The sequence below is a fragment of the Mesorhizobium sp. M7A.F.Ce.TU.012.03.2.1 genome (assembly GCF_004006095.1).
Taxonomy (GTDB): Bacteria; Pseudomonadota; Alphaproteobacteria; order Rhizobiales; family Rhizobiaceae; genus Mesorhizobium.
In genome coordinates, this window is sequence record NZ_CP034779.1 from 879,667 (window position 1) to 904,634 (window position 24,968).

22 protein-coding genes are annotated in these 24,968 nt (G+C 63.3%); 4 read left to right on the plus strand and 18 right to left on the minus strand.

The genetic code is table 11. The features are described 5' to 3' along the window. Nucleotides 1-17 precede the first annotated feature (17 nt). From EJ079_RS04200 to EJ079_RS04255, 12 genes are all read right to left on the minus strand, one after another. The gene (locus EJ079_RS04200; RefSeq protein WP_164873725.1) at nucleotides 18-824 is read right to left on the minus strand and encodes an ABC transporter ATP-binding protein; all 807 of its coding nucleotides are present in this window, start codon (nucleotides 822-824) and stop codon (nucleotides 18-20) included. A gap of 79 nt (nucleotides 825-903) precedes the next feature. After that, nucleotides 904-2,241, minus strand: a complete 1,338-nt coding sequence (locus tag EJ079_RS04205; RefSeq protein ID WP_127808171.1) for an ABC transporter substrate-binding protein — start codon at nucleotides 2,239-2,241, stop codon at nucleotides 904-906. Between the two features lie 82 nt (nucleotides 2,242-2,323). After that, nucleotides 2,324-3,364: a branched-chain amino acid ABC transporter permease gene (locus EJ079_RS04210; RefSeq protein WP_127328846.1), complete on the minus strand. Its 1,041-nt coding sequence runs from the start codon at nucleotides 3,362-3,364 to the stop codon at nucleotides 2,324-2,326. A gap of 3 nt (nucleotides 3,365-3,367) precedes the next feature. Continuing rightward, nucleotides 3,368-4,267 (minus strand): branched-chain amino acid ABC transporter permease, encoded by a 900-nt coding sequence (locus EJ079_RS04215; protein ID WP_127395873.1) that lies wholly within the window; start codon nucleotides 4,265-4,267, stop codon nucleotides 3,368-3,370. Then, entirely contained in the window at nucleotides 4,264-5,199 is a 936-nt protein-coding gene (locus EJ079_RS04220; RefSeq protein ID WP_127808172.1) for an ABC transporter ATP-binding protein, read from the minus strand. Before EJ079_RS04220 ends, EJ079_RS04215 begins: the two co-directional genes overlap by 4 nt. A 112-nt stretch (nucleotides 5,200-5,311) precedes the next feature. Continuing rightward, nucleotides 5,312-6,415: a dimethylsulfone monooxygenase SfnG gene (gene sfnG, locus EJ079_RS04225; RefSeq protein ID WP_127808173.1), complete on the minus strand. Its 1,104-nt coding sequence runs from the start codon at nucleotides 6,413-6,415 to the stop codon at nucleotides 5,312-5,314. Between the two features lie 166 nt (nucleotides 6,416-6,581). After that, nucleotides 6,582-8,042 (minus strand): FAD/NAD(P)-binding protein, encoded by a 1,461-nt coding sequence (locus tag EJ079_RS04230; protein ID WP_127808174.1) that lies wholly within the window; start codon nucleotides 8,040-8,042, stop codon nucleotides 6,582-6,584. Next, a complete protein-coding gene (gene ssuD, locus EJ079_RS04235; protein WP_127808175.1) occupies nucleotides 8,039-9,211 on the minus strand; it encodes an FMNH2-dependent alkanesulfonate monooxygenase in 1,173 nt (390 codons plus the stop codon). The genes EJ079_RS04230 and ssuD overlap by 4 nt, the downstream gene beginning before the upstream one ends. Nucleotides 9,212-9,448: 237 nt before the next feature. Continuing rightward, a complete protein-coding gene (locus tag EJ079_RS04240; RefSeq protein WP_127808176.1) occupies nucleotides 9,449-10,387 on the minus strand; it encodes a sugar ABC transporter substrate-binding protein in 939 nt (312 codons plus the stop codon). A 14-nt stretch (nucleotides 10,388-10,401) separates the two neighbouring features. Further along, entirely contained in the window at nucleotides 10,402-11,397 is a 996-nt protein-coding gene (locus EJ079_RS04245) for an ABC transporter permease (RefSeq protein WP_127808177.1), read from the minus strand. After that, nucleotides 11,397-12,395, minus strand: a complete 999-nt coding sequence (locus tag EJ079_RS04250; protein WP_245273225.1) for an ABC transporter permease — start codon at nucleotides 12,393-12,395, stop codon at nucleotides 11,397-11,399. The genes EJ079_RS04245 and EJ079_RS04250 overlap by 1 nt, the downstream gene beginning before the upstream one ends. Continuing rightward, complete coding sequence (locus tag EJ079_RS04255) at nucleotides 12,392-13,894, minus strand: sugar ABC transporter ATP-binding protein (RefSeq protein ID WP_127808178.1); 1,503 nt, start codon at nucleotides 13,892-13,894, stop codon at nucleotides 12,392-12,394. Before EJ079_RS04255 ends, EJ079_RS04250 begins: the two co-directional genes overlap by 4 nt. A 338-nt stretch (nucleotides 13,895-14,232) precedes the next feature. Between EJ079_RS04255 and EJ079_RS04260 the strand changes: the two genes are divergently transcribed. From EJ079_RS04260 to EJ079_RS04275, 4 genes are all read left to right on the plus strand, one after another. Then, entirely contained in the window at nucleotides 14,233-14,907 is a 675-nt protein-coding gene (locus EJ079_RS04260) for a GntR family transcriptional regulator (protein ID WP_127808179.1), read from the plus strand. A gap of 20 nt (nucleotides 14,908-14,927) precedes the next feature. Further along, nucleotides 14,928-15,257, plus strand: a complete 330-nt coding sequence (locus EJ079_RS04265; protein ID WP_127808180.1) for an L-rhamnose mutarotase — start codon at nucleotides 14,928-14,930, stop codon at nucleotides 15,255-15,257. 235 nt (nucleotides 15,258-15,492) lie between these two features. After that, nucleotides 15,493-17,004, plus strand: coding sequence for an altronate dehydratase family protein (locus EJ079_RS04270; protein WP_127808181.1), 1,512 nt, complete (start codon nucleotides 15,493-15,495; stop codon nucleotides 17,002-17,004). A gap of 68 nt (nucleotides 17,005-17,072) precedes the next feature. Further along, entirely contained in the window at nucleotides 17,073-17,819 is a 747-nt protein-coding gene (locus EJ079_RS04275) for an SDR family NAD(P)-dependent oxidoreductase (RefSeq protein ID WP_127271930.1), read from the plus strand. A 14-nt stretch (nucleotides 17,820-17,833) separates the two neighbouring features. On the opposite strand, the gene EJ079_RS04280 is transcribed toward EJ079_RS04275, so the two are convergent. The 6 genes from EJ079_RS04280 to EJ079_RS04305 all read right to left on the minus strand — a co-directional run bounded on the left by EJ079_RS04280 (nucleotide 17,834) and on the right by EJ079_RS04305 (nucleotide 24,803). After that, complete coding sequence (locus EJ079_RS04280; RefSeq protein ID WP_127808182.1) at nucleotides 17,834-18,739, minus strand: dihydrodipicolinate synthase family protein; 906 nt, start codon at nucleotides 18,737-18,739, stop codon at nucleotides 17,834-17,836. Between the two features lie 11 nt (nucleotides 18,740-18,750). Further along, nucleotides 18,751-20,463 (minus strand): IlvD/Edd family dehydratase, encoded by a 1,713-nt coding sequence (locus tag EJ079_RS04285; protein WP_127808183.1) that lies wholly within the window; start codon nucleotides 20,461-20,463, stop codon nucleotides 18,751-18,753. Nucleotides 20,464-20,477: 14 nt separating this feature from the next. Continuing rightward, nucleotides 20,478-21,257 carry an SDR family oxidoreductase gene (locus EJ079_RS04290; protein ID WP_127808184.1) on the minus strand — a complete coding sequence of 260 codons (780 nt, stop codon included), beginning with the start codon at nucleotides 21,255-21,257 and terminating at the stop codon, nucleotides 20,478-20,480. Between the two features lie 15 nt (nucleotides 21,258-21,272). Further along, entirely contained in the window at nucleotides 21,273-22,223 is a 951-nt protein-coding gene (gene araH, locus EJ079_RS04295) for an L-arabinose ABC transporter permease AraH (protein WP_027039818.1), read from the minus strand. Nucleotides 22,224-22,233: 10 nt separating this feature from the next. Continuing rightward, complete coding sequence (araG, locus tag EJ079_RS04300; protein WP_127808185.1) at nucleotides 22,234-23,745, minus strand: L-arabinose ABC transporter ATP-binding protein AraG; 1,512 nt, start codon at nucleotides 23,743-23,745, stop codon at nucleotides 22,234-22,236. Between the two features lie 68 nt (nucleotides 23,746-23,813). Beyond that, the gene (locus tag EJ079_RS04305) at nucleotides 23,814-24,803 is read right to left on the minus strand and encodes an arabinose ABC transporter substrate-binding protein (protein ID WP_127808186.1); all 990 of its coding nucleotides are present in this window, start codon (nucleotides 24,801-24,803) and stop codon (nucleotides 23,814-23,816) included. Nucleotides 24,804-24,968 lie beyond the last annotated feature (165 nt).

Consider the following 24,968-nt stretch of genomic DNA (forward strand, 5'->3'; position numbering starts at 1 on the left):
CTCCTTGGGATTTTGGCTCAGGCAACGGCGTGGAGATGGGCGGGCTTGGTGGCGGGTGACACCTGTTGCCCGGGGGTTGATTGACCGAGATAGAAGGCTCTGATGTCCTCGCGCTGGCGAAGTTCGACGGCAGCGCCGGCGAGAACGGAAACGCCGTTTTCGAGCACGGTGGCGTGGTCGGCGTATCTGAGCGCGACCGCCGAGTTCTGCTCGGCAACCAGGATCGACAGGCCGGTCTCGCGGTTGAGTTTTTTCAAGCTCTGGAAGATGTCCTGGACGATGAGCGGCGCGAGTCCCATCGACGGTTCGTCGAGAACCAGCAAACGCGGTCGCGACATCAGCGCCCGGCCGATGGCGGTCATCTGCTGTTCACCGCCGGAGGTCAGGCCGGACAATGTCCGGTGCTTCTCCCTGAGGCGCGGGAAATAGCCGTAGATCCGTTCGAGATCCTCGTTGATCTCGGCGCGGCTGCCGCTGCGGCCGATGCCGCCGGCGATCAGATTCTCCTCGACGGTGAGGCTTTTGAAGCAGTGGCGGCCTTCCAGCACCTGGACCAGCCCGGCGCGCACCAGATCACCCGGTTTGCGGCGCGAGACATCGGACCCTTCATAGCGGATGGTGCCGGCATTGACCTGGCCACGTTCCGCCGGCAGCAGGTTGGAGACGGCCTTCAGCGTCGTGGTCTTGCCGGCGCCATTGGCACCGAGCAGCGCCAGGATCTGACCGCGCCTGAGCTCGAAGCTGACGCCATGCAGCGCCGTGATGGCGTGGTTGTAGGTGGCATGGACCGTGTCCACGGCAAGAATGACGTCATCGTTCGGCATAGGCTGTTCTTTCGCGGTTCGAAAACCGAACAGGTCGGGCGCCACGGAAACTTGGTCCGCGACGCCCGGCACTGACTGATCAGTTGGTGGTCACAGCATTGGCATCGTCGGCGGTACGCAGCTTGATGCCCTTCTCGGCGGCGTAGGCCTCGGCGGACTTCTCGATGATCGGCCGCAGCAACGCCCAGTCCGGCGCGATCCAGTCGGAGACGACGTTCCACTTCCTGCCGTCCCACTGCTGGAAGGTCACGTAGCCTTCGCCTTCGTGATTGTCCCAGCTGACGTTGATCGAATGGAACAGATCCTTGGCGCCGAGCGCCTCGACCTTGGCCGGATCGAGCTTGAGATGCTCGAAGCCCCAGCGGACCTCGTCGCCGGTCAGCGTGCGGTGGCCGAACTTCTCCTGCGCGACCCGGATCGCCTCGACATTGAGGATGCCGTTGACGATGCCGAGATTGTGGTAGACTGAGCCGATGCGCGCCTTGTCTTCAAGGTTGCCCTTGGAGGCGCCGTAGACCGTCTTCACGATCTCCTGCACCACCGGATAGGAATTCCCGGAAGCCTGGGTGGTGATGGCGGTATAGCCCTTGGCGGCGTCGCCGGCCGGGATCACGTCCTCTTCCGAATTCGACCAGACATTGCCAACGATGTGGTCGACGGGATAGCCGACCTTCACCGCCGTCTTCAGCGCCACCGGGTTCATCACGCCCCAGCCGCGCAGGACGACGAAGTCCGGCTTGGCGCGGCGGATCGTCAGCCACTGGGACTGCTGCTCGTTGCCGGGATGCGGCACCTCGATCTGCTGCACGGTGAAGCCGTATTTCTGCGCCAGCAATTCATAGATCGGGATGGTTTCCTTGCCGTAGGGCGACCCATGATAGAGCACGACGATCTTCTTGCCCTTCAGCTTGTCGATGCCGCCTTCCTTCGAGGCGATGTAGTTCACGATGCCTGAAGTCTCGCTGTAGGGATTGAGCAGGAGCGGGAAGACGTAGGGGAAAACGCGCCCATCTGTGGAATCGGTTCGGCCGTGATTGACGGTGATCAGCGGCACCTTGTCGGCGGTGATGCGATCGATCATGGCATAGGCGATGCCGACCGAGAGCGGGTTCCAGGCGGCGGCACCGGCATGGCTCTTCTGCCGCTCATAGCATTCGACACCACGCTCGACCTCATACTGGGTCTCGCATTCGTCCCAAGTCAGTTTGACGCCGTTGACGCCGCCGTCACGGATGTTGATGAGGTTGAGATAGTCGATGAAGCCGCCGAAGAAGCCGGTGCCGCCGGCCGCGTAAGGCCCGACGCGATAGCTCTGCAGCGGAAAATATTGCTCGTCGGCGTGCGCGGCCGGTAAGGCCACCGACACGATCATCGCCGCGGACAGCGCCGCCGCCTTGATTGTGCTGAGGAAAGTCATGGTCGAGATACTCCCGGTATGGGCCGTCTTGGGTTCGGCCCCTTGTTCATTTTCGGATTGGATTCATTTTCAATGCATCAGCTCAAGTCGACTGCCAGGCGAACAGGAGCCGTCTTCGGACCCTGTCCCACAGCGCCACCAGCCCGTCAGGTTCAAGGATCAGAAACAGGATGATGAGCGCGCCCAGCACGATGCGCTGGCTCATGTCGAGCACGCCCGAGTCGAAGAGATCGCCAAGCAGAAAGCCGCCGAGGCGCGACAGAGCGAGTGGAAAGACCACGATGAGGGCGGCGCCGAAAAACGCGCCGCGGATCGAAGCCAGACCACCGATGATGATGATGAACAGGATCTGGAACGACCGGTCGAGATCGAAGCCGTCCGGCTCGACCGTTCTGAGATAGGCGAAGGCCCAGATGACGCCGGCAACCCCAATGATGAAGGACGAGATGGCGAAGGCCAGAAGCTTGGTCTTCAGGACCGGAATGCCGATGATGCGGGCGGCGGTTTCATTGTCGCGGATGGCGATGAAGTTGCGCCCGGTCTGCGACGAGACCAGCCTATAGGCAAGGAAGGTGAGCACAGTGACGATGGTCAGCGCGAACAGATAGCGGCCGATGGCGCCGTCGAGCGCGAAACCTGAAATCGACAGTCTCGGCGCGTCGATGACGCCGGACGCCGAGTTGTTGGAAAACCAGCTGAACTTGGTCAACGCCCATTGCACGAAGAACTGCGCGGCAAGGGTCGAAACCGCGAGATAAAAACCCTTCAGGCGCAGGCTCGGCAGGCCGAAAACGACGCCTATCGCGGCCGCCACTATGCCGGCCAGGAAGATGCTGCCGACCAGCGGCAGGCCTTCGACACGCAGGTTGAAATTATAGGCGGCAAAGGCGCCGGCCGCCATGAAAGCAGCACTGCCAAGCGACACCTGGCCGGCATAGCCGGTCAGGATGTTCAAGCCCACGCCGGCAAGGCTGAGCGCCAGGAAAGGCAGCAGGATGGCCTCGAACAGATAGCTTGAGCCGATCAGCGGCACGACGCCGTAAGCGAAAGCGAGCAAAAGCACGGGCACGACCCATTTCGGCAGCACCGGCGCGGCGGCGAAATCGCTTGTTATCGCGGTCATCGTTCAGATCCTCTCGACAAGCTTCTGACCGAACAGGCCGGAAGGGCGGATCAGCAGGAAGACGAGCGCGACGACATAGGCAAACCAGCTCTCTATGCCGCCGCCGAAATAGTCGCCGATATAGACTTCGGCGAGCTTCTCGCTGGCGCCGATCAAGAGGCCGCCGACGATGGCGCCGAGGATGGAATCGAAACCGCCGAGCACCAGCACCGGCAGCGCCTTGAGCACCACCAGCGACAGCGAGAACTGCACGCCGAGGCGTGCGCCCCACAGCAGTCCGGCCACCAGCGCGACGAGGCCGGCGGCGGCCCATACAGTGGCCCAGATCAAGGGTAGCCTGAGGCCGACCGCGAGTGCCGCGAACTGATCGTCGGCGACTGCGCGGAAGGAGAGGCCGATGCGGGTGTAGCGGAAGAACAGCGACAGCAAGAGGACCATGCCGGAAGCAACCACGGCCGCGAAAATATCGAACTGGCTGATCAGCACGCCGCCGATTTCCAGCGGCACGTCCTCGATGCCGAGATCGAGGCCGTGGACCTGCGTGCCCCAGATCAGCTGGGCAGCGCCTTCGATGATGTAGGACAGGCCAAGCGTCGCCATGAACAGGGTGATCGGCGGCTTGTTGGTCAGTGGCCTGAGCACCGTGCGCTCGATGGCGATGCCGATCGCCACCATGATGGCGAAGGTGACCACCAGCGCCAGCGCGAAGGGAATGCCGCGCTCGGAAAGGCTGACGAAGGTGAGTGCCGCAAACAGCAGCATCGCGCCTTGCGCGAAATTGAGCACGCCCGAGGTCTTGTAGATGAGCACGAAGCCGATCGCGACAAGCGAATACATGACGCCTGAGAGCAGGCCTCCGACGAGCACTTCGATGAAGAACTGGTAGTCGAAACCGGCGATCATATGCCTGCCCCGTCTTCATTGTCCGAGGCGACGCCGAGATAGGCATCGATGACGCGCTGGTCGTTCCTGACCTCATCGGGCGTGGCGTCGGCGATCTTGCGGCCGTAGTCGAGAACGGCGATGCGATCGGACAGACCCATGACGACGCCGACATCGTGCTCGATCAACACCACCGTGGTGGCGAAACGATCGCGCGCGGCACGGACGAAAGCCGCCATCTCGCTCTTTTCGCTCGCTGTCATGCCGGCCATCGGCTCGTCGAGCAAAAGCAGGCGCGGCTCGGCCACCAGCGCGCGGGCCAGTTCGACACGCTTCTGCAGCCCGTAAGGCAAGGTGCCGACAAGACGGTCGCGAATGGCGGTGAGATGGAGGAATTCGAGGACCTGTTCGGCACGGCTGCGTGAATCGCGCTGCTCGCCACGCGAGCGGCCGATGCCGAGCACCTGGCCGGCAAAGTTGGAGCGAACCTTGTAGGCAAGGCCAGAGGCGACATTGTCGAGGACGCTGAGGCCCTTGAACAGTGCAAGGTTCTGGAAGGTTCTGGCGACGCCGAGATGGGCCAGCCGCTGCGTCGGGACCTGGGCATAGAAGGTACCGTCGAGCTGGACATGGCCACGATCCGGCCTGTAGACGCCGCTGATGACGTTGATCAGCGAGCTCTTGCCGGCGCCGTTAGGGCCGATGATGGCGCGGATCTCGCCTGGTAGAACCGACAGGTCGATATCGGCAAGTGCGACGACGCCGCCAAACGACAGGCTTATGCCCTGAAGCGCGAGCAAGGGAGAGGCGGCGTCGGCAACGGACCCTGCCGGCCTGGCGGCATCTTCGAACGACTGCTCCGACCGCAGGCCTGACGGCAAGCCGCGTGCAAAGACTTCCGGCGCATAGACCGAAGCGTCCATCACTCCGAGCGTATAACTGGGCAACGGCATTCCAATCGTCCTCGATTAGGCGCGCAAAATCCTATTGCCGCCCGACGGATCAGCGCGCCGGGCAAGCTTCATGTGTGCAGGCCGGCGCCTGTCCGGCGTGCCTATGGGGTGACTACTCCGCCGCCAGCGACGCCGCCGCCTCGGCATCTTCCAGTTCGCGAACGAGTGGGATGACATGCTTGCCGAAATACTCGACCTCTTCCTGGAAGTGCAGGAAACCGAGCAGGATGAGATCCGCACCCGCGCGCTTCAGGTCGACGACGCGTTGAGCGACCTGCCTGGGGGTGCCGATCAGGTTGGAGCGGAAGCCGTCATTGTACTGGACCAGGTCGTCGAAGGACGATTTCGCCCAATTGCCCTCACCTTCCGGCGAGGCCTTACCGGCGTTCTTGACCTCATGGCCGAAAGCATTGACAGCCTCGGGATTGGCCTTGGCGATGATTTCGGCGAGCACTGCTCTCGCCTCGTCCTCGGTCTCGCGAACGACGGCGAAAGCGTTGACGCCAACCTTGACGGAATGGTTGTTGGCCTTCGCCTTGATCCTGATATCGTCGACCTGCTTGGCGATTTCGGCCGGCGTGTTGCCGTTGGTGAAGTACCAGTCCGAGACGCGCGATGCCATGTCGCGCGCGGCGCGCGACGAGCCGCCCTGGAAGATTTCGGGCAGCGGCTTCGGCGGCTTCGGCTTCAGCGAATATTCGTTGAAGCGGTAGAAATCACCACGGAAGGTGAAGCTGTCTTCAGTCCATATTCCGCGCAGCGCACGAATGAATTCTTCCGAGCGGCGGTAGCGCTCGTCATGGTCGAGCCAATGCTCGCCAATGGCGTGGAACTCGCCGCGGAACCAGCCGGAGACAAGATTGATCGCGACGCGGCCGTTGGTCAGGTAGCTGATGGTGGCGATCTGCTTGGCCGCCAGCGCGGGGTTCCATGGCCCGGGCAGGATCGCGGCGATGACCTTGAGCGTGGTGGTCGCCGCCAGCAGATCATGGCTGAACGCCACCGATTCATGCTGTTCGTCGGCGCCGTAGCCGGCGGTGAAACGGATCTGGCTGAGCGCGTAGTCGAAGCCGGACCTCTCGGCGATCTGCGCCAGCTTGCGGTTATACTCGGCCGAATGGTTGGTGCGCTGCTCGATGTTGGAGATCACCAGGCCGCCCGAAACATTCGGCACCCAGTAGGCAAACTTGATCGCGTCGGTCTCTGCGTGTGCCATGAAATGTCTCCCATTCAGGCCGTGTCATTGATCGATCCGGCCGCAGCCGGACTTCGCCGATATTTATTATGTTTATAGAATATATATACAAAGAAGGATTTTCCGTTTTTAGGGCACTCTTGGGACGGAAATACCAATTTTCGCTGCCGAACCCGGCCTGCAGATGTCAGCCCGCAAGAGGTCCATGCGCGGCATGGGCGCCGATCGCCTGCGCTGACGGCAGCGTAACCAGCAGCTTGGCAATTTCCCCCGCGACCGCACGGGCATGGCGGGCGACTTCCGGCAGACCCATGAGCTCGCCGAAAGTGCCTCTTGCCAGCGGGCCGGCGACCAGGAGTGTCGCAACCGCCTCACCGTCCGAGCCGATTGCGCGGCTGTCGAGACTTGTCTCGATGCCAAGTCCATATTGGTCCGTCCTGATCAAGCCGGCTTCCGCCAGCGAGCTCAGCGCCGGGTTCAGCTGTAATGCCTGCCCATGAGCCGGACCCGTAGTGTTGATGACGGCATCGAAGCGCGTCGTCTCGATCCGTGTCTGCCCGCGCCGTTGAAAGCTGACAGCCAGGCTGCCGTCCTCATCGTTCGACGCGACAATCCTGGCGGCAATGGTGTCGAATGTTCCGGCCGCATGACGCCGGTCGAGCACCGCCGCCACCTGCGGAGCGATCCTGAAGCGATGCACGTCCCAGAACACGCGCAGCCGGCGGACCAGCCTTGTCCGCTCCGGCGGGGCAAGTGCGGCCCACAGCACCGGCCCCTGCAGGCGCAGCTGGTCGAAGACCGACTGCCAGTTGACATTGGCCGCTCTCGCAGCTGTCAGCGTCGCCCGAATGGCCCTGAGCAGGCCGAGCGCCGTCGTGGCCGGCTCGAATGCAAAATCGCCAAAGGGCTCGCCCCTGACATCGGGGTGTCCGCGCGAGCGTAAGCCGCGGCGCGACAGCGCCAGGATGCGACCGCGATGGCCACGACGGTCGAGTTCGGCGACCATGTCGGCAGAGGTCAGCCCGGAGCCGACGATCAGCACCGACGCCTCCGGACCGATCCCGGCAAGCGCCGCTGGTGCGTACGGGTCGGCGATGAAACCCGGTGCTTCCGACAGGTGGACCAGCGCGGCTGGAATCGCGGGCTGTGGGTGCGTCGCTGCCAGGACGACGATATCGGCAGCGACCAACCCACTGGACGTATGCACGGTCCAGCCCGCGCCACTGGCATCGCGCGTCACGCGCATGGCGGGACCTTCGACATGACGGACAAGGCCGGAACCAAGATACGGCGCCAGATGCTTGGCGACGTAGCGACCGAACACGCGTCGGCGCGGAAAAGCGTCGCCGTTCTTCCAGATGGCGTCCGGGTCGCGTTCGAGTTCTCCGCTGCCAGTCAACCAGCGTGCAAAATGCTGCGGGTCGTCGGGAGCCATGCTCATCCTGGCTGCGGGGACATTGACCCGATGAGACGGTTCCTCGCTGGAATAGGCAAGGCCACCGCCAAGAACCGGCCGTGGCTCGACCACGGAAATGGAAATCCGCTCCGGCCGAGGCATTTGCGCCAGGTGCCACGCCACCGCGGCGCCGGAAAAGCCGCCGCCAATAATGGCGACGCGCAACCGCGAGGACGCAGGAAGCAAGTTCACGAGGCGCTGGCGAGCGACTTCGGCCGGTGGTCGCCGGCGATGGTTTCGCCGAACGGACCGGTGTTTACGGACGAGCCGGCTGCTTTGACCGGATGGTCGGTCGGCAGTTTCGGCAGCACCAGCTCACCGAAGCGATAGGCTTCTTCGAGATGCGGATAGCCGGAAAGGATGAAAGTATCGATACCGAGGCGCCGGTACTCGTCGATGCGCTCGGCGATCGTGTCGGGATCGCCGACAAGTGCGGTCCCTGCGCCGCCGCGCACCAGGCCGACGCCGGCCCAGAGGTTGGGGGCGATCTCGAGCTTGGCGCGATTGCCGCCATGCAATGCGCTCATCCGCGCCTGGCCGACCGAATCCATGCGGGCAAAGACCTTCTGCGCCGAGGCGATCGTCGCATCGTCGAGCCGGCTGATCAGCCTGTCGGCCGCGGCCCAAGCCTCCTCGGTGGTTTCGCGGACGATGACATGCAGCCTAATGCCGAAGGAGAGCTTGCGGCCAGCCTTCTGCGCCAGTTCACGCATGCCGTCCAGCTTGCGCTCGACATCGGCTGGCGGCTCGCCCCAGGTCAAATATTTGTCGATCTCCTGCGCTGCCACAGTCGACCCGGCATCGGACGAGCCGCCGAAGTAGAGCGGGGGATAGGGCGTCTGCACCGGCGGAAACAGCAGCCTTCCATCCTCGATGCGGAAATGCTTGCCCTCATGCTCGACCGTCTCGCCGCTCAGCACCCGCTTGTAGATCCGAAGGAATTCCTGCGTCACCTCGTAGCGCTCGGCATGCGACAGGAAAATGCCGTCGCCCTTGTTCTCCAGCGGATCGCCGCCGGTGACGACGTTGATCAGCAGGCGGCCATTGGAGATGCGATCCAGCGTCGCAGTCATGCGCGCGGCCAGCGTTGGCGACTGCAAACCGGGCCGCACGGCGACAAGGAAACGCAAGCGTTCGGTCATCGGCACAAGAGCCGATGCGATCACCCAGGAATCCTCGCACGAGCGGCCGGTCGGCAACAGCACGCCATAGTAGCCGAGCGTGTCGGCCGCCTTCGCCACTTGAGTCAGATACGGCAGATCGACCGATCTGCCGCCCTCGGCCGTGCCAAGATAACGGCTGTCGCCATGCGTCGGCAGAAACCAGAGCACCTTGATGCGGTCCGGCACGACCCGGCTCATGGCCTCTCTCCCGCTGCCTGACGAAGGCGGCCGGATATGCCTGCTTTGGTGAGTAGCTGATGCGAAAGAGTGGGCATGGCGTGGTCCTGTCCGGGTGGAAACCAGATCGCCAGTGCAGATTGCTTATTCCACAAACTCTGTAGAGTTAGTTTATTCCAATTCTGCCGCCGCTATTAGAATTTCTCTCTCTGGAAGAAAAGGAGGCCGGCCCGAATACACCGGGCCGGCCTCCTCGTATCAGAACGCTGGTTCGACCGCGTTGACGTTGTCCTTGGTGACGACGGTCAGCGGGATGGGCAGCCGGTCCTTGACCTGCTTGCCGTCGATGATCTCGGCCATCGTGTTGATCGCCAGGCGGCCATCCTCGACGGGGGACTGGACGATGGTCGAGTACATTTCATTGGTGCGGATCCATTCGAACGCATCCTTCTGGCCATTGATGCCGACGATCGGCGGTGCGGCCTTGGAGGGGTTGGCCTCCTTCCATGCGTCGATGAAGCCGCGGGCCATCGTGTCGTCATTGGCGTAGACGCCGCTGATCTGGTCGCCGAAGCGTGTGATCAGATCGCGGCTGACCACCAGTGCCTTTTGCTGGTCGAAGTCGGCGTTGACCGTGTCGAGCACCTTGATGTCGGCATTGGTTTCCTTCAGACGGTCGGTGAAGCCGCTGACGCGTCCGATCGTGGTGCCGTTGCCGGCCTGGCCGGCGATGATGACGACGGAGCCCTTGCCGCCGAGCGCCTTGCTCAGCGAGTCCGCCGCCAGCTTGCCTTCCTCGTAGACGTCAGGCCCGGTGAACGACTTGATGAACGGCTTGGCATCGTCGCTCATCGGTGAATTGATGAGGATCGCCGGGATGTTCGCCTGCTGCGCGCGCGCCAGCCCCGGTATGTATGCCTGCGGGTCGAGCGGCCACAGGATGATGCCGTCGACCTTGCGCGCAACGCAGGTGTTGAGCTGCTCGGTGCCTTTCTGGACATCAAAATCCTGGCTGAGGCTCAGGATCTCGATGCCGAGTTCCGCGGCGCGCGCCTGAAGCGCCTTGTTGGCCGGCGTCGCGTAGGCATGCGAATCCGCTGCCGTCACGTAGCAGACCGTCTTGGCGCTGGCCCAGCCCGTCGATGCCAGCACAGCCGCCACGGCGGCGACGTGAAGCATGCTTTTCTTGCCAATCATGTGTTTCCTCCCAATCATGTGGTTCCTCCTTGCGTGATTGGATTGTCGCGAACGAGCGCCGGGCGCGTGCCCGGAGCCCTCCCCTTGGTGGTAACGGCCCGATCGAGCACGACGAGCAGGATCAGGATAAGCCCGGACACGACCTGCTGGACGTATGCGGGAACGGACTGGAACTCCATCGCGATGGTCAGCGAACCGATCGTCAGCACGCCGCCGAGCGTGCCGAGCGCAGATCCCCTGCCGCCTTCGAGACGAGTCCCGCCGACAACGACCGCGGCAATGACGGCAACCGTCAGTTCCGAGCCGAAGACAGGCGAGCCGGTGTTGGTGACGAGGCTCTGGAGAACCCCCGCCAGGCCGGCAAGCGTGCCGGCAAAGACAAAGCCGAGAAAAACGATACGGTCCGAGGCGATACCGCTTTCCTTGGCAGCCGCCGGGTTGGATCCCACCGCAAAGACGTTGCGCCCAGGTATGGTGCGCGTCAGCCAGAAATGCAGCAGCACGATCAGGGCGATGAACAGCGCGCTGCGGAGGGTGAAGACATCGAGATAGATCTTGGCCAGCGCCAGGGAGAGCATGATGTCGGTTCCGGTCACCGGCTGGCTGTTGGTGATCCAGTGCGCGAGCGAGCGGAAGATGAGCATCGTCGCGAGCGTCAGCACGAGCGAATTCACCTTCAGGCCGACGACCAGCATGCCGTTGACGGCGCCTGCCAGGGTACCGACCAGGATGCCGACGATCCCGGCAGGCAGGATGCCGATCTCTCGCTGCAGGATGACCGATACGATGCCGGCCAGGGCAAACACCGCGCCACCGGAGAGGTCGATCTGGCCCGATATCAAAAGCACCGTCAGGCCGATCGCGATCAGGCCGATTGTCGCCGCCCGGTCGAGGCCGAGGCCGAGGGTCGATGCCGAGAGGTAGCCGGGGACCACCAGCGCGGAAATGACGAGCGTCAGACCGAGAATGACGATGACGCGATACTGCGAGACAAGCGAAAGAAAACGCATCACGACACGCCCCGCTTGCGCAGCGCCGCATCCATGCCAACGGCGCCGACGATCAGGATGCCGAGCACGAAACCCTGGATCGGCGTGCGCACACCGTCGAGCACCATGACGTTGGTCAGCAGTTGCACGAAGATGAGGCCGGCGATGGCCCGTGGCACCGATCCGAAGCCGCCGACGATCGACACGCCGCCGACCACCACCGCCGTGATGGCACTGAATTCGTAGCCGCCGCCGATGAGCGGCCGCGCGCTCTGCAGCGTCAGCCCGAGCAGGCCGCCGCTGATGCCGGAAGCGAGTGCTGTGATCACGAAGGCGCCAGCCTTCACGGCCTGCACCGGAACCGCACTTGCCTCGGCGGCGCTGTAATTGCCGCCGGTGGCAAGCGTCCATCTGCCCCAGAAGGAGCGGGACAGCACGAAATGGCCGACAAGGGCGATGACCAGGAAGATCAGCACCACGACCGGAATGCCGAACAGCCGGCCCTTGGCGAACTCGGCGGAAGCGGGATTGCTGCCATAGACGATGACGCCGCCGACAGCCGCCTGGACGATGCCCAGTCCGATCGTGCCGATGCCGAGCGTGGCGATGATGGGGTTGATGCCGACATAGCCGACCAAGACGCCGTTGAGCAGGCCTATGAGGCCGGCAAGGCCGACGGCCAGGACGAATGCGGGCAGCGGCCCGATCATCGGCTGCAGCCCGAGCGACAGGATGGCGCCGCAGGCGATGGTGGCCGGCACCGAGAGGTCGGCCAGGCCGCCGACCACGAGCACGAAGGTCATGCCGACGACGACGATGCCGACGATGGACATCGAGGTCAGGACGTTGAGCAAATTGCCTGATGTGAAGAAGGCGGGGCTGACGAAGGAGCCGTAGAGCATCACGGCGAGGATAGCGAAGGCGAGCCCCGCCTTCGACAGGACATCGACAAGCCTGCTGCCGCGCGTAAAGCGGTCATTGCGGTTCACACCGCCGATCTCCATGGCCGCTTCGGTCACGCCATCTCCTCCCCCGTGGCCAGCGCCATGATGCGCTCCTCGCTCAATTCGCTGCGCAGGAGAGGCTCGGAGGCATAGCCATCGCGCATCACCACCACGCGGTCGCAGACACCGAGGATTTCGGGCAGCTCCGACGAGATCATCACGACCGCCATGCCGCCGGCGACGAGTTGGCCGATGATGTGGTGGATCTCGGCCTTGGCGCCGACGTCGACACCCCGCGTCGGCTCGTCGAGGATCAAGGCCGAAGGTTTGGCGGCAAGCCATTTGGCGATGACCACCTTCTGCTGGTTACCGCCCGACAGCAGGCTGATGCGCCGTTCGCCGTCGGGCGGTGAAATTGAAAACTGCTTGACCGAGTCCGCGGCAAGCGCGTGATCGGCGCTGCGGCTGATGCGTCCGAAACGGCTCAGGCGGCGCAATATGGGCAGGCTGATGTTTTCCCGGATCGACATTCCAGGCACGACGCCGTCGCCCTTGCGATCTTCCGGAACATAGGCAATGCCTGCCCTGACCGCCTGGGATGGCGAGTTGATCGAGACCTCGCGTCCGTTGACGCTGACTGTGCCTTCGACAAGCCGCGACAGGCCGAAGATCGCGCGGGCGACCTCGGTGCGGCCAGCGCCCACCAGCCCGGTCAAGCCCAGTATCTCGCCGGCGCGTACATCGAAGCTGACATCGCGGAAGCGCGCGCCGTCGCTGATGCGTTCGACGCGCAGCACCGACTTGCCGATCTCGGCCGGGCTTTTCGGGAAGACATTGCTGACTTCGCGACCGACCATCAGCCTGATCATGTGAGCGGCATTTATGCCTTCGATCGGCCGCGTCTCGATCATTGAGCCGTCGCGCAGCACAGTCACCTCGTCGGCGATTTCGAGCACCTCCTTCAGTCGGTGGCTGATGTAGATGATGGCGATGCCGTCATCGCGCATCTTGCGCAGGATCCGGAACAACGCCGCCGTCTCATGCTCGCTGAGGCTCGATGTCGGTTCGTCCAGGACGATGATCCTGGGCTGCGCCGCGTAGGCCTTGGCGATCTCGACGAGCTGCTGCTGGCTGATCGACAGGTTGCCGAGCCGTTCACGCGGGTTGATGGCCGCTCCGAGCTCATCGAGGACGGCGGCTGCCGCCCGGATCATCTCGCCCTTGCGCAGAAAGGTCCACTTGCCCGGCATGCGGCCGAGATAGACGTTTTCGGCGACGCTCAGGTCGGGGACCAGATTGATTTCCTGATGCACCATGCGGATGCCCAGCGCCTGGGCGTCGGCGGGCCGGCGCATGCGCACTTCGGCGCCGCCGACCCTGATTGTGCCGCTGGTGGGTGCGTAGGACCCGTTGAGTACTTTCATGAGCGTCGATTTGCCGGCGCCGTTCTCACCCACGACCGCATGAACGGTGCCGAATTTGACGGCGAAATTGACGTTGGACAGAGCCTTCACGCCCGGGAACGTCTTGCTGATGCCTCGCATGTCCAAGGCGCAATCGGCGACGACAGTCATATCTGGCTAGGTTCCTCCTGGCGGCTGGCCGATCGTCCTCGGTATCGGCCATCGATATGTTAGTATAATAGTCGCTTCAACACAGCTCGACCCCTCTTCGAACTGGCTTGAACGTCCGGGCTTTTGAACACGCGACTCAGTCAAGGCTCTCGGTTGCGGTTGAATTTCTCACCGCGGATGATGACTATTGCACTAATATAATAGTTCTGGCAAGGTGGATTCCGGCGGTCGTTATGAACATCGTGTCCACCGACACCCGACCGCTTCCATTGGATGCGTTCCGATTGACATTCTAGTATTATCTGGCCATTTCTGGTGAACGAAGACACGGATTTGCAATGGACCTGGATCCTTCGACGCTCAATCGGGCTCTTCCGCTCCGCGATCAGATCTACCACAAGATCCGCAACCTGATCGTCGTCGGGCAGCTGAAGCCGGGAGAGGTCATCAACGAAGTCGCCATCGCGGAGGCCCTGGGGGTGTCGCGCACCCCGGTGCGCGAAGCGGTCAAGCGCATCAGCGACGAGGGCCTGGTCAAGATCTTGGCACAGACCGGCACCTATGTCGCTCCGATCAGCCGGGCCGACCTGGAAGAAGCCTATGTCATTCGGCGGGCACTGGAGATGGAGAGCGCCCGACGCGCGGCCGCCAAGTTCACAGCGGCGGCCAGCGAATTGCTGGAAGACAACATGGCGGCGCACCGGCTTGCCATATCCCGCGGCAGATATGCCACCGCGATACAGCTCGACGATGTCTTCCACCGCACCATAGCCGAGATCTGCGACCTGCCGATGATCTGGAGAGCCGTCGACATCTCGAAGGCACAGATGGATCGCGGACGCTATCTCGCCATCCCAAGACCGGGCTATGGAGAACAGACGATCGAGCAGCACGAGGCCATTTTCGACGCGCTGAAGCGCCACGACGCCGAGGGGGCGGCAAGGGCCATGGAACATCATCTCGAGACGTCGTTCCGCAACACGCTCGAAGTCGCCGCCGACCTTCTCGACTGAAGCCCCTGCGAGCCACCGGCATGCAAAGAATGGGACTATGTATCGGCGTGAAAGCCGAGGCGATCGCGGACTACAAGCGCGTCCACGCCGCCGTCTGGCCCGAAGTGCTCGACGTCATCAGCCGCGCCAACATCCGCAACTATTCGATCTTCCTGCGCGAACCGGAGAACCTTCTGTTCGCCTGCTGGGAGTATCACGGCAGCGACTTCGCCAGGGATGCGGCGCGGATGAGCGAGTCGCCGGCGATGCGCAAATGGTGGGAGCTGTGCGACCCCATGCAGACGCCACTGCCGACGCGCGCCGACAGCGAATGGTGGGCGGCGATGGAAGAGGTCTTCCATCTCGACTGACCGTGTCCCGGCCGGGCGGCGATCCGTTGTTTCATCCAGCCGTTTGCCGCCCTCAAACTGCGCCGCAAGGCGCACTCATCGCACGCCACTCACCTGACCGATCCGCCGCAACGCCCTGCAGTCCAGGCCTTTCGCAACCGCACCTTGACCACTGACATTCTATTATATTAGTATTCCAAATCACTTTTGCCTCTCGACGCTCCTTGTCGGGGAGAGCTTTTTCAGAGTTTGGGTCCTGGCACGGTTCATCAAGCTGTCGAATACCGACAACATTCTTCTGGCAGTCGATCCGTTGAAGATCGGCGACAAGGCCGGGGACGTGGCAGCGAAGGCGCGCATACCGCGCGGGCATAAGATGGCGCTGTGCGACATCGGCTCGGACGACCCGATCGTGAAATACGGCCAGACCATTGGCTTTGCGCGGGAACCCATCGTCGCCGGCGACTGGGTTCACGAGCACAATGTGTATCTGCGCAATTTCGAACGCGACTACGTCTTCGGCACCAATACCAGGCAAACCGAGATCGTTGCCGAGGCCGAGCGGGCCACCTTCATGGGTTACCGCCGGCCGAGCGGCAAGGTCGGCACGCGCAACTTCATCGCCGTCCTGACGTCAGTGAATTGCTCTGCCAGCGTCGCCCGGTTCATCACCGACGAGGTCAACCGGTCTGGCATCCTGCGCGACTATCCCAATATCGACGGCATCATCGCACTCGTCCACGGCACCGGCTGCGGCATCGACACCAAGGGTCCCGCTTACGACCTGCTGAAGCGCACGCAATGGGGCTTTGCCACGAACCCCAATGTCGGCGGCGTGCTGATGGTCGGGCTCGGCTGCGAAGCGTTCCAGATTCCGCGCTGGATGCAGTCGTACAACATCGAGGAGAGCACGATTTTCCGCACGATGACGATCCAGGAAACCGGCGGCACGCGAAAGACAGTCGAGGCCGGCGTTAAGGCGATCGTCGACATGCTGCCTACGGTGAACGCCGCCGAAAGGACGCCGCAACCAGCCTCCGAACTGGTGCTAGCACTGCAATGCGGCGGATCGGACGGCTACTCCGGCATCAGCGCCAATCCGGCACTGGGTGCTGCGGTGGACCTGCTTGTCGGGCAAGGCGGCACGGCCGTGCTCTCGGAGACGCCCGAAATCTATGGCGCCGAACATCTTCTCGCCTTGCGCGCCGAGAGCCGCGCGGTGGGTGAAAAGCTGATCGAGCGCATCCGCTGGTGGGAGGATTATACCGCCAGGCACGACATGGAGATGAACAACAACCCTTCGCCCGGCAACAAGCTGGGTGGGCTGACGACCATCCTGGAGAAATCGCTCGGCGCCTCCGCCAAGGGCGGCACCACCAATCTGCGCGCAGTGCTGGAATATGCCGAGCCGATCAACGAGCGCGGCCTCGTCTTCATGGATACGCCTGGCTACGATCCGGTCTCGGCCACCGGGCAGGTCGCCGGCGGCGCCAACATATTGTGCTTCACCACCGGCCGCGGTTCGGCCTTCGGCTGCAAGCCGACGCCCTCGATCAAGCTTGCCTCCAACACCTTTATCTTCGAGCAGATGCGCGAGGACATGGACATCAATTGCGGAGACATACTGGACGGCGTCTCGCTGGCCGAGAAGGGCCGGGAAATCTTCGCCGAGATCCTGCGCGTCGCATCCGGCGGGCGCACCAGGTCGGAAGCGCTCGGCTATGGCGACAACGAGTTCGTGCCATGGAGCCTTGGCGCAACCATGTAGCGATATCGCCCGCCTGCGCAGGCCGGCCTTTATCCCGGAAGTAGCTCAAACGGAAAGAACCGCTCGACATGAACAGGATCGATCTTGACGGCCAGCACGCTGTGGTCACCGGCGGCGCCCAGGGCCTCGGCTTTGCGATGGCCAGACGTTTCGTCGCCTCCGGCGCGACGGTAACCTTGTGGGATCTCGATGAGGCCCGCCTCGAAACCGCCAAGAAGGAACTCGGCAGCGCCGCCACGACGGAGACCGTGGACGTCGCCGATTGGGCGTCGGTGGACGCGGCGCGCGCCAGGACCGAAGAGCTGGCCGGCAAGATTTCCATTCTGGTCAATTCCGCCGGAATTGCCGGCCCGGCCGCCCCGCTCGACGTCTACGACATCGAGACGTGGAAGAAGGTCATCGACGTCAACGTAAACGGTACGTTCTACGTCAATCGCGCCGTGGTTCCCGGAATGAAGGAGCGCAATTACGGACGGATCGTCAACATCGCTTCGGTGGCCGGCAAGGAAGGCAACCCCAACGCCTCCGCCTATTCAGCCTCGAAGGCGGCGGTCATCGGCTTGACCAAGTCGCTCGGCAAGGAACTGGCGCAGTACGACATCGCCGTGAACTGCATCTCGCCGGCCACGGCACAGACGCGCATCCTCGAACAACTGACGCCGGAGCACATCGAATATATGCGCTCGCGCATTCCGCGCGGCCGCCTGCTGGAGGTTGACGAAGCCGCGGCGATGGTCGCCTGGCTCGTCTCCAAGGAGAACAGCTTTACAACCGCCTCCACGTTCGACCTGTCGGGTGGACGGACGACCTACTGAAAGGCAGTTGCCGTTCAGCCAGGCAACCGACCCAGACCAATCGCAAAGCGCTCCACCATTGCGAGGCCAGGCTCGCCTGGCCGCATCGCCGGAGCCCGGTCATGTACCGGGATGCCGGCGCGGGCGCCGAACAGCCGCTTGCCGTAACAGACCAGGCTCTCGATGCCTTGCATGACGAACACGGCAGCCGGCAATATTCTTGCATATTCAGCCTCGGCCGTGACTTCGTCTCCGGCGCGGAACGCATGATAGGCGCGCACGGCATAGTCGGCGCAATCCGGCGCCAGGATCATGCCGCGGCAACCGATGCGGAAATTGTCGATCAGTTCCAGGCCGCCGCGTCCGTTGAAAACCGGTATCCGGCCTTCGGTGCGCTCGATCAGCCCGGCGATGTCGGTGACCGGACCTTCGCCCTTGATCAGCCTTATGTTGGGATGCAGCGTGACGAGTTCGCGGATTTCGTCCGATGACAGGCCGCGCCCGAAAAACGCCGGCGCGTTCTGGATCGCCACCGGCAGGTCGGTCGCCTCGGCGACGCGGCCGAAGAACTTGATGTATTCCGGCGCACCATAGGATCCGGCTGGCGGCGGCTGCAGGATCACCCAATCCGCTCCGACGCTTTCGGCATGGCGAACCTGCGCCACCTGCTCAGCCACAGAAGAACCGAAGATGGTGAAGGCGAGCGGCACTTTTCCTGCGGTGTCTTCCGCCGTCCAGTCCATGATCGTCCGACGCTCGGCCTCGGTCAGCTTGGCGACTTCCGTTGCCAGGCCGAGCGCCGCCATGCCGTGCACGCCGGTCGCGAGGCAGATCTCGACCTGCCGACGCATCGCCGCGCGGTCCAGCTGTTCGTTCACGTCAAAGAGCGCGTAGAGAATGGCGTGAATGCCGTGGAAATCGAAAGGCCGGAAATTAGGCATGCTGGTCGGCCTCAATGGCTTTCGCGCGGGATGGCGTGGCCACGGCTTCCGACGAGAAAGTCGAGGTCGGCGCCACGATCCGCCTGCAGGACATGGTCGACGTAAAGCCCCTGATAGCCGCCGCGCATCGCCGGGACGGGCGGTAGCCAGGATTCACGACGCCGCGCCAACTCCTGTTCCGACACGTCGAGATGCAGCTTCCTCGCTTCGACATCGAGCTCGATGAAGTCGCCGCTCCTGACCAGCGCCAGCGGGCCGCCGATAGCGGCTTCGGGTGCGGCATGCAGAACGACAGTGCCGAAGGCGGTACCGGACATGCGGGCGTCGGAGATGCGGATCATATCGCGGACGCCTTGCTTCAGCAGCTTCCGAGGCAGCGCCATGTTGCCGACTTCGGCCATGCCAGGATAGCCTTTCGGCCCGCAATTCTTCAGCACCATGATCGACGCATCGTCGATGTCCAGCAAGGGATCGTCGACGCGCGCCTTGTAGTCGTCGATGTCCTCGAAGACGACGGCGCGGCCGCGATGCTTCATCAGCGCTGGCGAGGCGGCGGACGGCTTGATAATGGCGCCGTCGGGCGCCAGATTGCCGCGCAGCACCGCGATGCCGCCGTGCGATGTCAGCGCCTTGTCGCGCGGGCGGATCACCTCCGGATTGTAGTTTTGGGCGTCAGTGATGTTCTCGCACACGCTCTTGCCGGTGACGGTCAGCGCGTCGAGATCAAGCAGATCGGCCATCTCCTTCATGACGGCCGGAATGCCACCGGCGTAGCAGAAATCCTCCATCAGGAAACGGCCGGACGGCATCAGGTCGAGGATGGTCGGCACATCGCGGCCATATCTGTCCCAATCGTCCAGCGTCAGCTCGGTGCCGACGCGGCCGGCGATTGCCAGCAGATGCACGACCGCATTGGTCGAGCCGCCGATCGCGCCATTGATGCGGATCGCGTTGGCGAAGGCTTGTCTGGTGAGGATAGCCGACAGGCGCAGATCCTCATTGACCATCTCGACGATGCGCCGTCCGGTCATGCGGGCGATGCGGCTGCGGCGTGCATCGACTGCCGGATAGGCGGCGTTGCCCGGCAGCGCCAGGCCGAGCGCCTCGACCATCGAGGCCATGGTCGAGGCCGTGCCCATGGTCATGCAGTGACCGGGTGAGCGCGACATGGCGCTCTCGGCATTGGCGAAATCCTGCTCGCTCATCACGCCGGCGCGAACGTCTTCCGAAAACTTCCACACATCGGTGCCGGAACCGATCTCCCGGCCCTGGAAGCGGCCATTGAGCATCGGACCGCCTGAGATGACGATCGACGGCAGGTCGCAGGAAGCCGCGCCCATGACCAGCGACGGCGTGGTCTTGTCGCAGCCGGCCATCAGCACAACGCCATCCATGGGATTGCCGCGGATTGCCTCCTCGACATCCATCGAGGCGAGGTTGCGAAACAGCATCGCCGTCGGCCGCAGATTGGACTCGCCGCAAGAGAAGACCGGGAATTCGAGCGGCAGGCCGCCGGCTTCCAGCACGCCCGCCTTGATATGCTCGATCAGGCCGCGGAAATGCACGTGGCAAGGCGTGAATTCGGAGAATGTGTTGCAGATGCCGATCACCGGGCGGCCGTCGAAAGCATCATCGGGCAGGCCGTTGTTCTTCATCCAGCTGCGGTGGATGAAGGCATCCTTGCCCAGCCCGCCGAACCACTGCTGCGATCGTCTCTTGGTCATGGTCTTTCCGGCGTTCAGGCGGGATGCTGGAGCTGGCTCAGTCCACCGTCGACGACGAGCGTGGCCGCGTTCATGAACGGGCACTCGTCGGAAATCATGAACACCGCGGCAAGCGCGATCTCGTGCGCCGTGGCGATGCGGCCGCCGGGGTGCAGTGCCATGGTGTTGGCGCGTGCTGTGGCCGGGTCGGCAAAGCTGTTCCAGTAATCGATCGCCTTCTGCGTCTCGACATAGCCCGGCGCCAGCGCGTTCACGCGCACGCCTTGCGCCGCATATTCGAGTGCCAGCGATTTGGTCAGGCCGAGCAGCGCGTGCTTGGCGATCGGATAGGGGAAGGTATGCGGGATGATGGTGAAGCTGTGCGTCGAGGCGATGTTGAGGATGGCGCCGCCGCCGCTCGCGATCATGCCCGGCAGCACCGCCTTGCTGCAGTTCCAGGCTCCCTTGACGTTGACGTCGAAGTTGCGGTTCCACTCTTCCTCGGTCGCCTCGAGCGGCGTCGAGAACACATTGACCCCGGCATTGTTGATCAGCGCGTTGATCGGGCCGATCTCGGCAGCCGCTTGGCTGACGGCAGCCGCAATCCCGGCGCTGTCGCTTATGTCGGCCGCAACATGTCCGACATGGCCTTGCGGTGCGGCAAGGCCGGCGACTGCCTTGTCCAGCAGTGCGGCATCGCGGTCGACCAGGAACAGTTTTGCGCCTTCGGCCAAACAGGCTTCGGCGATGGCAAGCCCGATGCCTTGCGCTGCACCCGTCAGGAAGATGCGTTTGCCGGAAAGGCGCTCAGCCATTTTTGTTCCTCCAGCCTATCGCCGACCCAGTGCCGATGAGCGCAGATTGTCGAGCAGCACGGCCAGCAGCAAAATAACGCCGCGCACGATGTACTGGTAGAAGGCCGGGATGTTGAGCAGGTTCATGGCGTTTTCGGCGATTCCCATGATCAGCACGCCGACGATGACGCCCGACATGGTGGCGCGGCCGCCGGCAAGCGAAACGCCGCCGAGCACGCAGGCCGAAATGACCGAGAGTTCCAGCCCGACCGCCGCGTTGGGCTGGCCCGAGGTGATGCGCGACGCCAGCAGGATGCCGGCGATACCGCAGACGACGCCTTGCAGCGCAAAAATCCAGATGCGCGTCCGGTCGACATTGACGCCGGCAAGCCGCGAGGCCTCCGGATTGCCGCCGATGGCCAGCGTGTTCTTGCCGAAGACGGTCCGGTTGAGGACGAAGCCGAAGATGCAAAACAGGATGGCAAGCACCCAGACCGGCGTCGGTATGCCGAGCAGTTTCGAGAGCGCCAGCTGATAGAAATCCGGGCTGTTGATGCCGACGGCGCGGCCGTCGGACGCGATCAGCGCAAAGCCGCGCACGATCTGCATGGTGGCCAGCGTCGTGATCAGCGCGTTGATGCGAAATTTGGCGATGACAACGCCGTTGATGAAGCCGACGAAAGCGCCGCAGGCGATTGCCGCCAGCAGGCCAAGCAGGATCGAGCCGGTGTAATTCGAGGCCATCACAGCGACCATGCCGGCAAAGGCGACGATCGAACCGACCGACAGGTCGAAGTCGCGCGCGGCGAGGCAGAACATCATGGTGCAGGCGACGATACCGACGGTGACCACCGACTGCAGCAGGCCGAGCATGTTGCGGTCCGTAAGGAAGTTCGGCACCAGAGCCGACACCAGCGCGAAGGCGACGACAAAGATGACGACGAGGCCCTGTTCGCCGAGCAGGATTTTTTTCAACTGGTCGGTCATGCCAAAGTCCTCAGGATGCGATCGCGTCGGGGGTTTTCTGATCGGGCAGAGCGGCGGCCAGGATCGCCCTTTCGGCGAACTGGTCGCGGGTGAGTTCAGCGCTGACGCGGCCACCGCACATCACCAGAATACGGTCGCAGATGCCCATCACCTCCGGCAGTTCGGACGAGACCACGACGATCGCCATGCCGTCCTGCGCAAGCTGGTAGAGCAGTTCGTAGATTTCCGATTTGGCACCGACATCGATGCCGCGCGTCGGCTCGTCGACAATGAGCACCCGCACGCCCTGTTCGGACAGCCAGCGGCCGAGGATGACCTTCTGCTGGTTGCCGCCGGAGAGGTTGATGATGTCCTGCTTGCGCGACGGCGTGCGCACCTTCAGCTTCTTGATAAAGGTCTCGGCCGTGGCGATCTCGCTGGCGCGGTTGAGCACGCCGAAGCGTGTGTGATGGCGCCGCGACGAGATGTTGATGTTCTCCTCGACCGAGCGCCCCTGGATGATGCCGTCATGCTTGCGATCCTCCGAGCACAGCACGATGCCGGCCCGGATCGTGCCACGCGGATCGGTGGCGCGAACCAGCTTGCCGTCGACGGTGATGGTGCCGCCCGAACGCGGATCGGCGCCATAGACCAACCGCATCAGCTCCGAGCGCCCGGCGCCGATCAGGCCGAAGAAGCCGACGATCTCGCCTGCCCTTGCCTCGAAACTGGCCGGTGTCTGCAGTTTGGGGCCGCTGAGAGCGTCGACCTTCAGGCGGACATCGCCTGTTTTTCGTGCGCGAAAACCCCAGATATCCGAAATCTCGCGGCCGACCATCTCGGCGACGACCTGATCGCGGGTGACGCCTTTCAGCGACGCGTGGTGCGCCGCGAGCTTGCCGTCGCGCAGCACGGTCAGGCTGTCGCAGAGCCGGAACACCTCGTCGAGCCTGTGCGAGACGTAGATGATGACCTTGCCCTCGCTGCGCAGGCGATTGATCAGGGCAAACAGGATTTCGCTTTCGCGCGAGGACAGCGACGAGGTCGGTTCGTCCAGCGCGATAACGCGTGCGTCGAGCATGACCGCCTTGGCGATCTCGACCATCTGGCGTTCGCCGATCGACAGCGTCTTGACCTTGCGGCGCATGTCGATGTCGATACCGGCCGATTTCAGCTTGGCGCCGACGTCGTCCAGCATCCGGCGACCGGCGATGATGCCGGCGTTGGCGGGGAAACGACCTAGGCTGAGGTTTTCGGCAACGGTGAGTTCAGGAACGAGTTGCAGTTCCTGATGAATGACAATGACGCCATTGTCGAAGGCATCCCGGGTCGAGGTATAGGCCTGAACCCTGCCGTCAATGCGGATCTCACCCTGATCGGCATGCTGGTCGCCGGACAGGATCTTGATCAGGGTGGATTTGCCGGCGCCGTTCTCGCCCATCAGGCCATGCACGGCGCCTTTGTCGACGCCGAACGAAACGTCCGACAGCGCCTTGACGCCCGGATAGGTCTTGGTGACGTGCGAGAAGTCGAGAAAGGACACGAGCCGATCCTTTTGAGCCATGACAAACAGGCGGCGGGATGAGCCGCCGCCTGTTTGTACAGGGAGGATTATTCGATGCCGAGGCCCTGGCGGACCTTCTGGTAGTCGTCGCGCTTGGCGAGTGCACCCGAAGTCAGGATCAGCTTCTCCGGTTCCTTGTTGTTGGCAACCCAGTCATACATGTTGAGCGCCGTCTCGTAGCCATGACGCTTCGGCGAGATGATCACGGTGCCGACGAAGCCGGTGGCGGTCGGCTTCTTGAACTCGTTGATCGCGGAATCCGCGCCGCCAATGCCAACGCCGATCACGCTGTCAGCGGGGATGCCGACGCTTTCGGAAGCACGCACTGCGCCGAGCACCGCCTCGTCGTTGAGGCCGAAGGAGACCCACTTCTTGATGTCGGCATGGGCGTTGAGCACGACAGTCGCCGCATTGAGGGCAGCTTCCGTGTCGGTCTTGGCCTGCGGGGCGTCAAAAATGTTCTCGGCTGTGAAGCCGTTTGCCTTCAGCACCGAGATGGCGCCTTCGACGCGGTCAACCGCGGTCGGCAGTTGGTCATACGAGACGCGGATTGCGCCGACCTCGTCCGCCTTCCAGCCGCGCGCCTTCATTTCGTCGACGATCGCCTGGCCGACGGCTTCGCCGATCTTGGTGGCCGAAATGCCCATATGCGGCACGTCTTCCAGCGCCTTGCCGTCGGCGCCGACCAGACGGTCGTCGACAGTCATCAGCTTGAGATTGTTGGCGGCGGCCTTGGCGACGATGCCGGGGCCAAGCTTTACGTCCGGTGTGCAGACGATGAAACCCTGGGCGCCCTGGGCGCCGAGATTGTCGATCGCCGACATCAGCTTCTCACCGTCCTCGGCGCCGATCTTGACCAGGGTAAAGCCCTTCTCCTTGGCGGCCTGGTCGGCGAACTTCCATTCATCCTGGAACCACGGCTCCTCGGGCTGTTTGACGATGAAACCGATTTTGGTGTCCTGAGCATATGCAGCGATGGTCGTGACGGACAGCACGGCAAGCGCGCCCGCGACGAGCGCGGTCTTCAAAAGTCGCATGATTACCTCCCAGCGATAGACCGGGCGCTCAGCCCGGATGCCGGAGTCTCTAATCGCTTTTATCATACTCGTCAATTGATCTGGTATGATAATTAATGTACATGCTCTGACCAGCGATCGCTAGCGCAATCGATCCGCATCCGTTAAGGGCGGACCGGTTGTGCG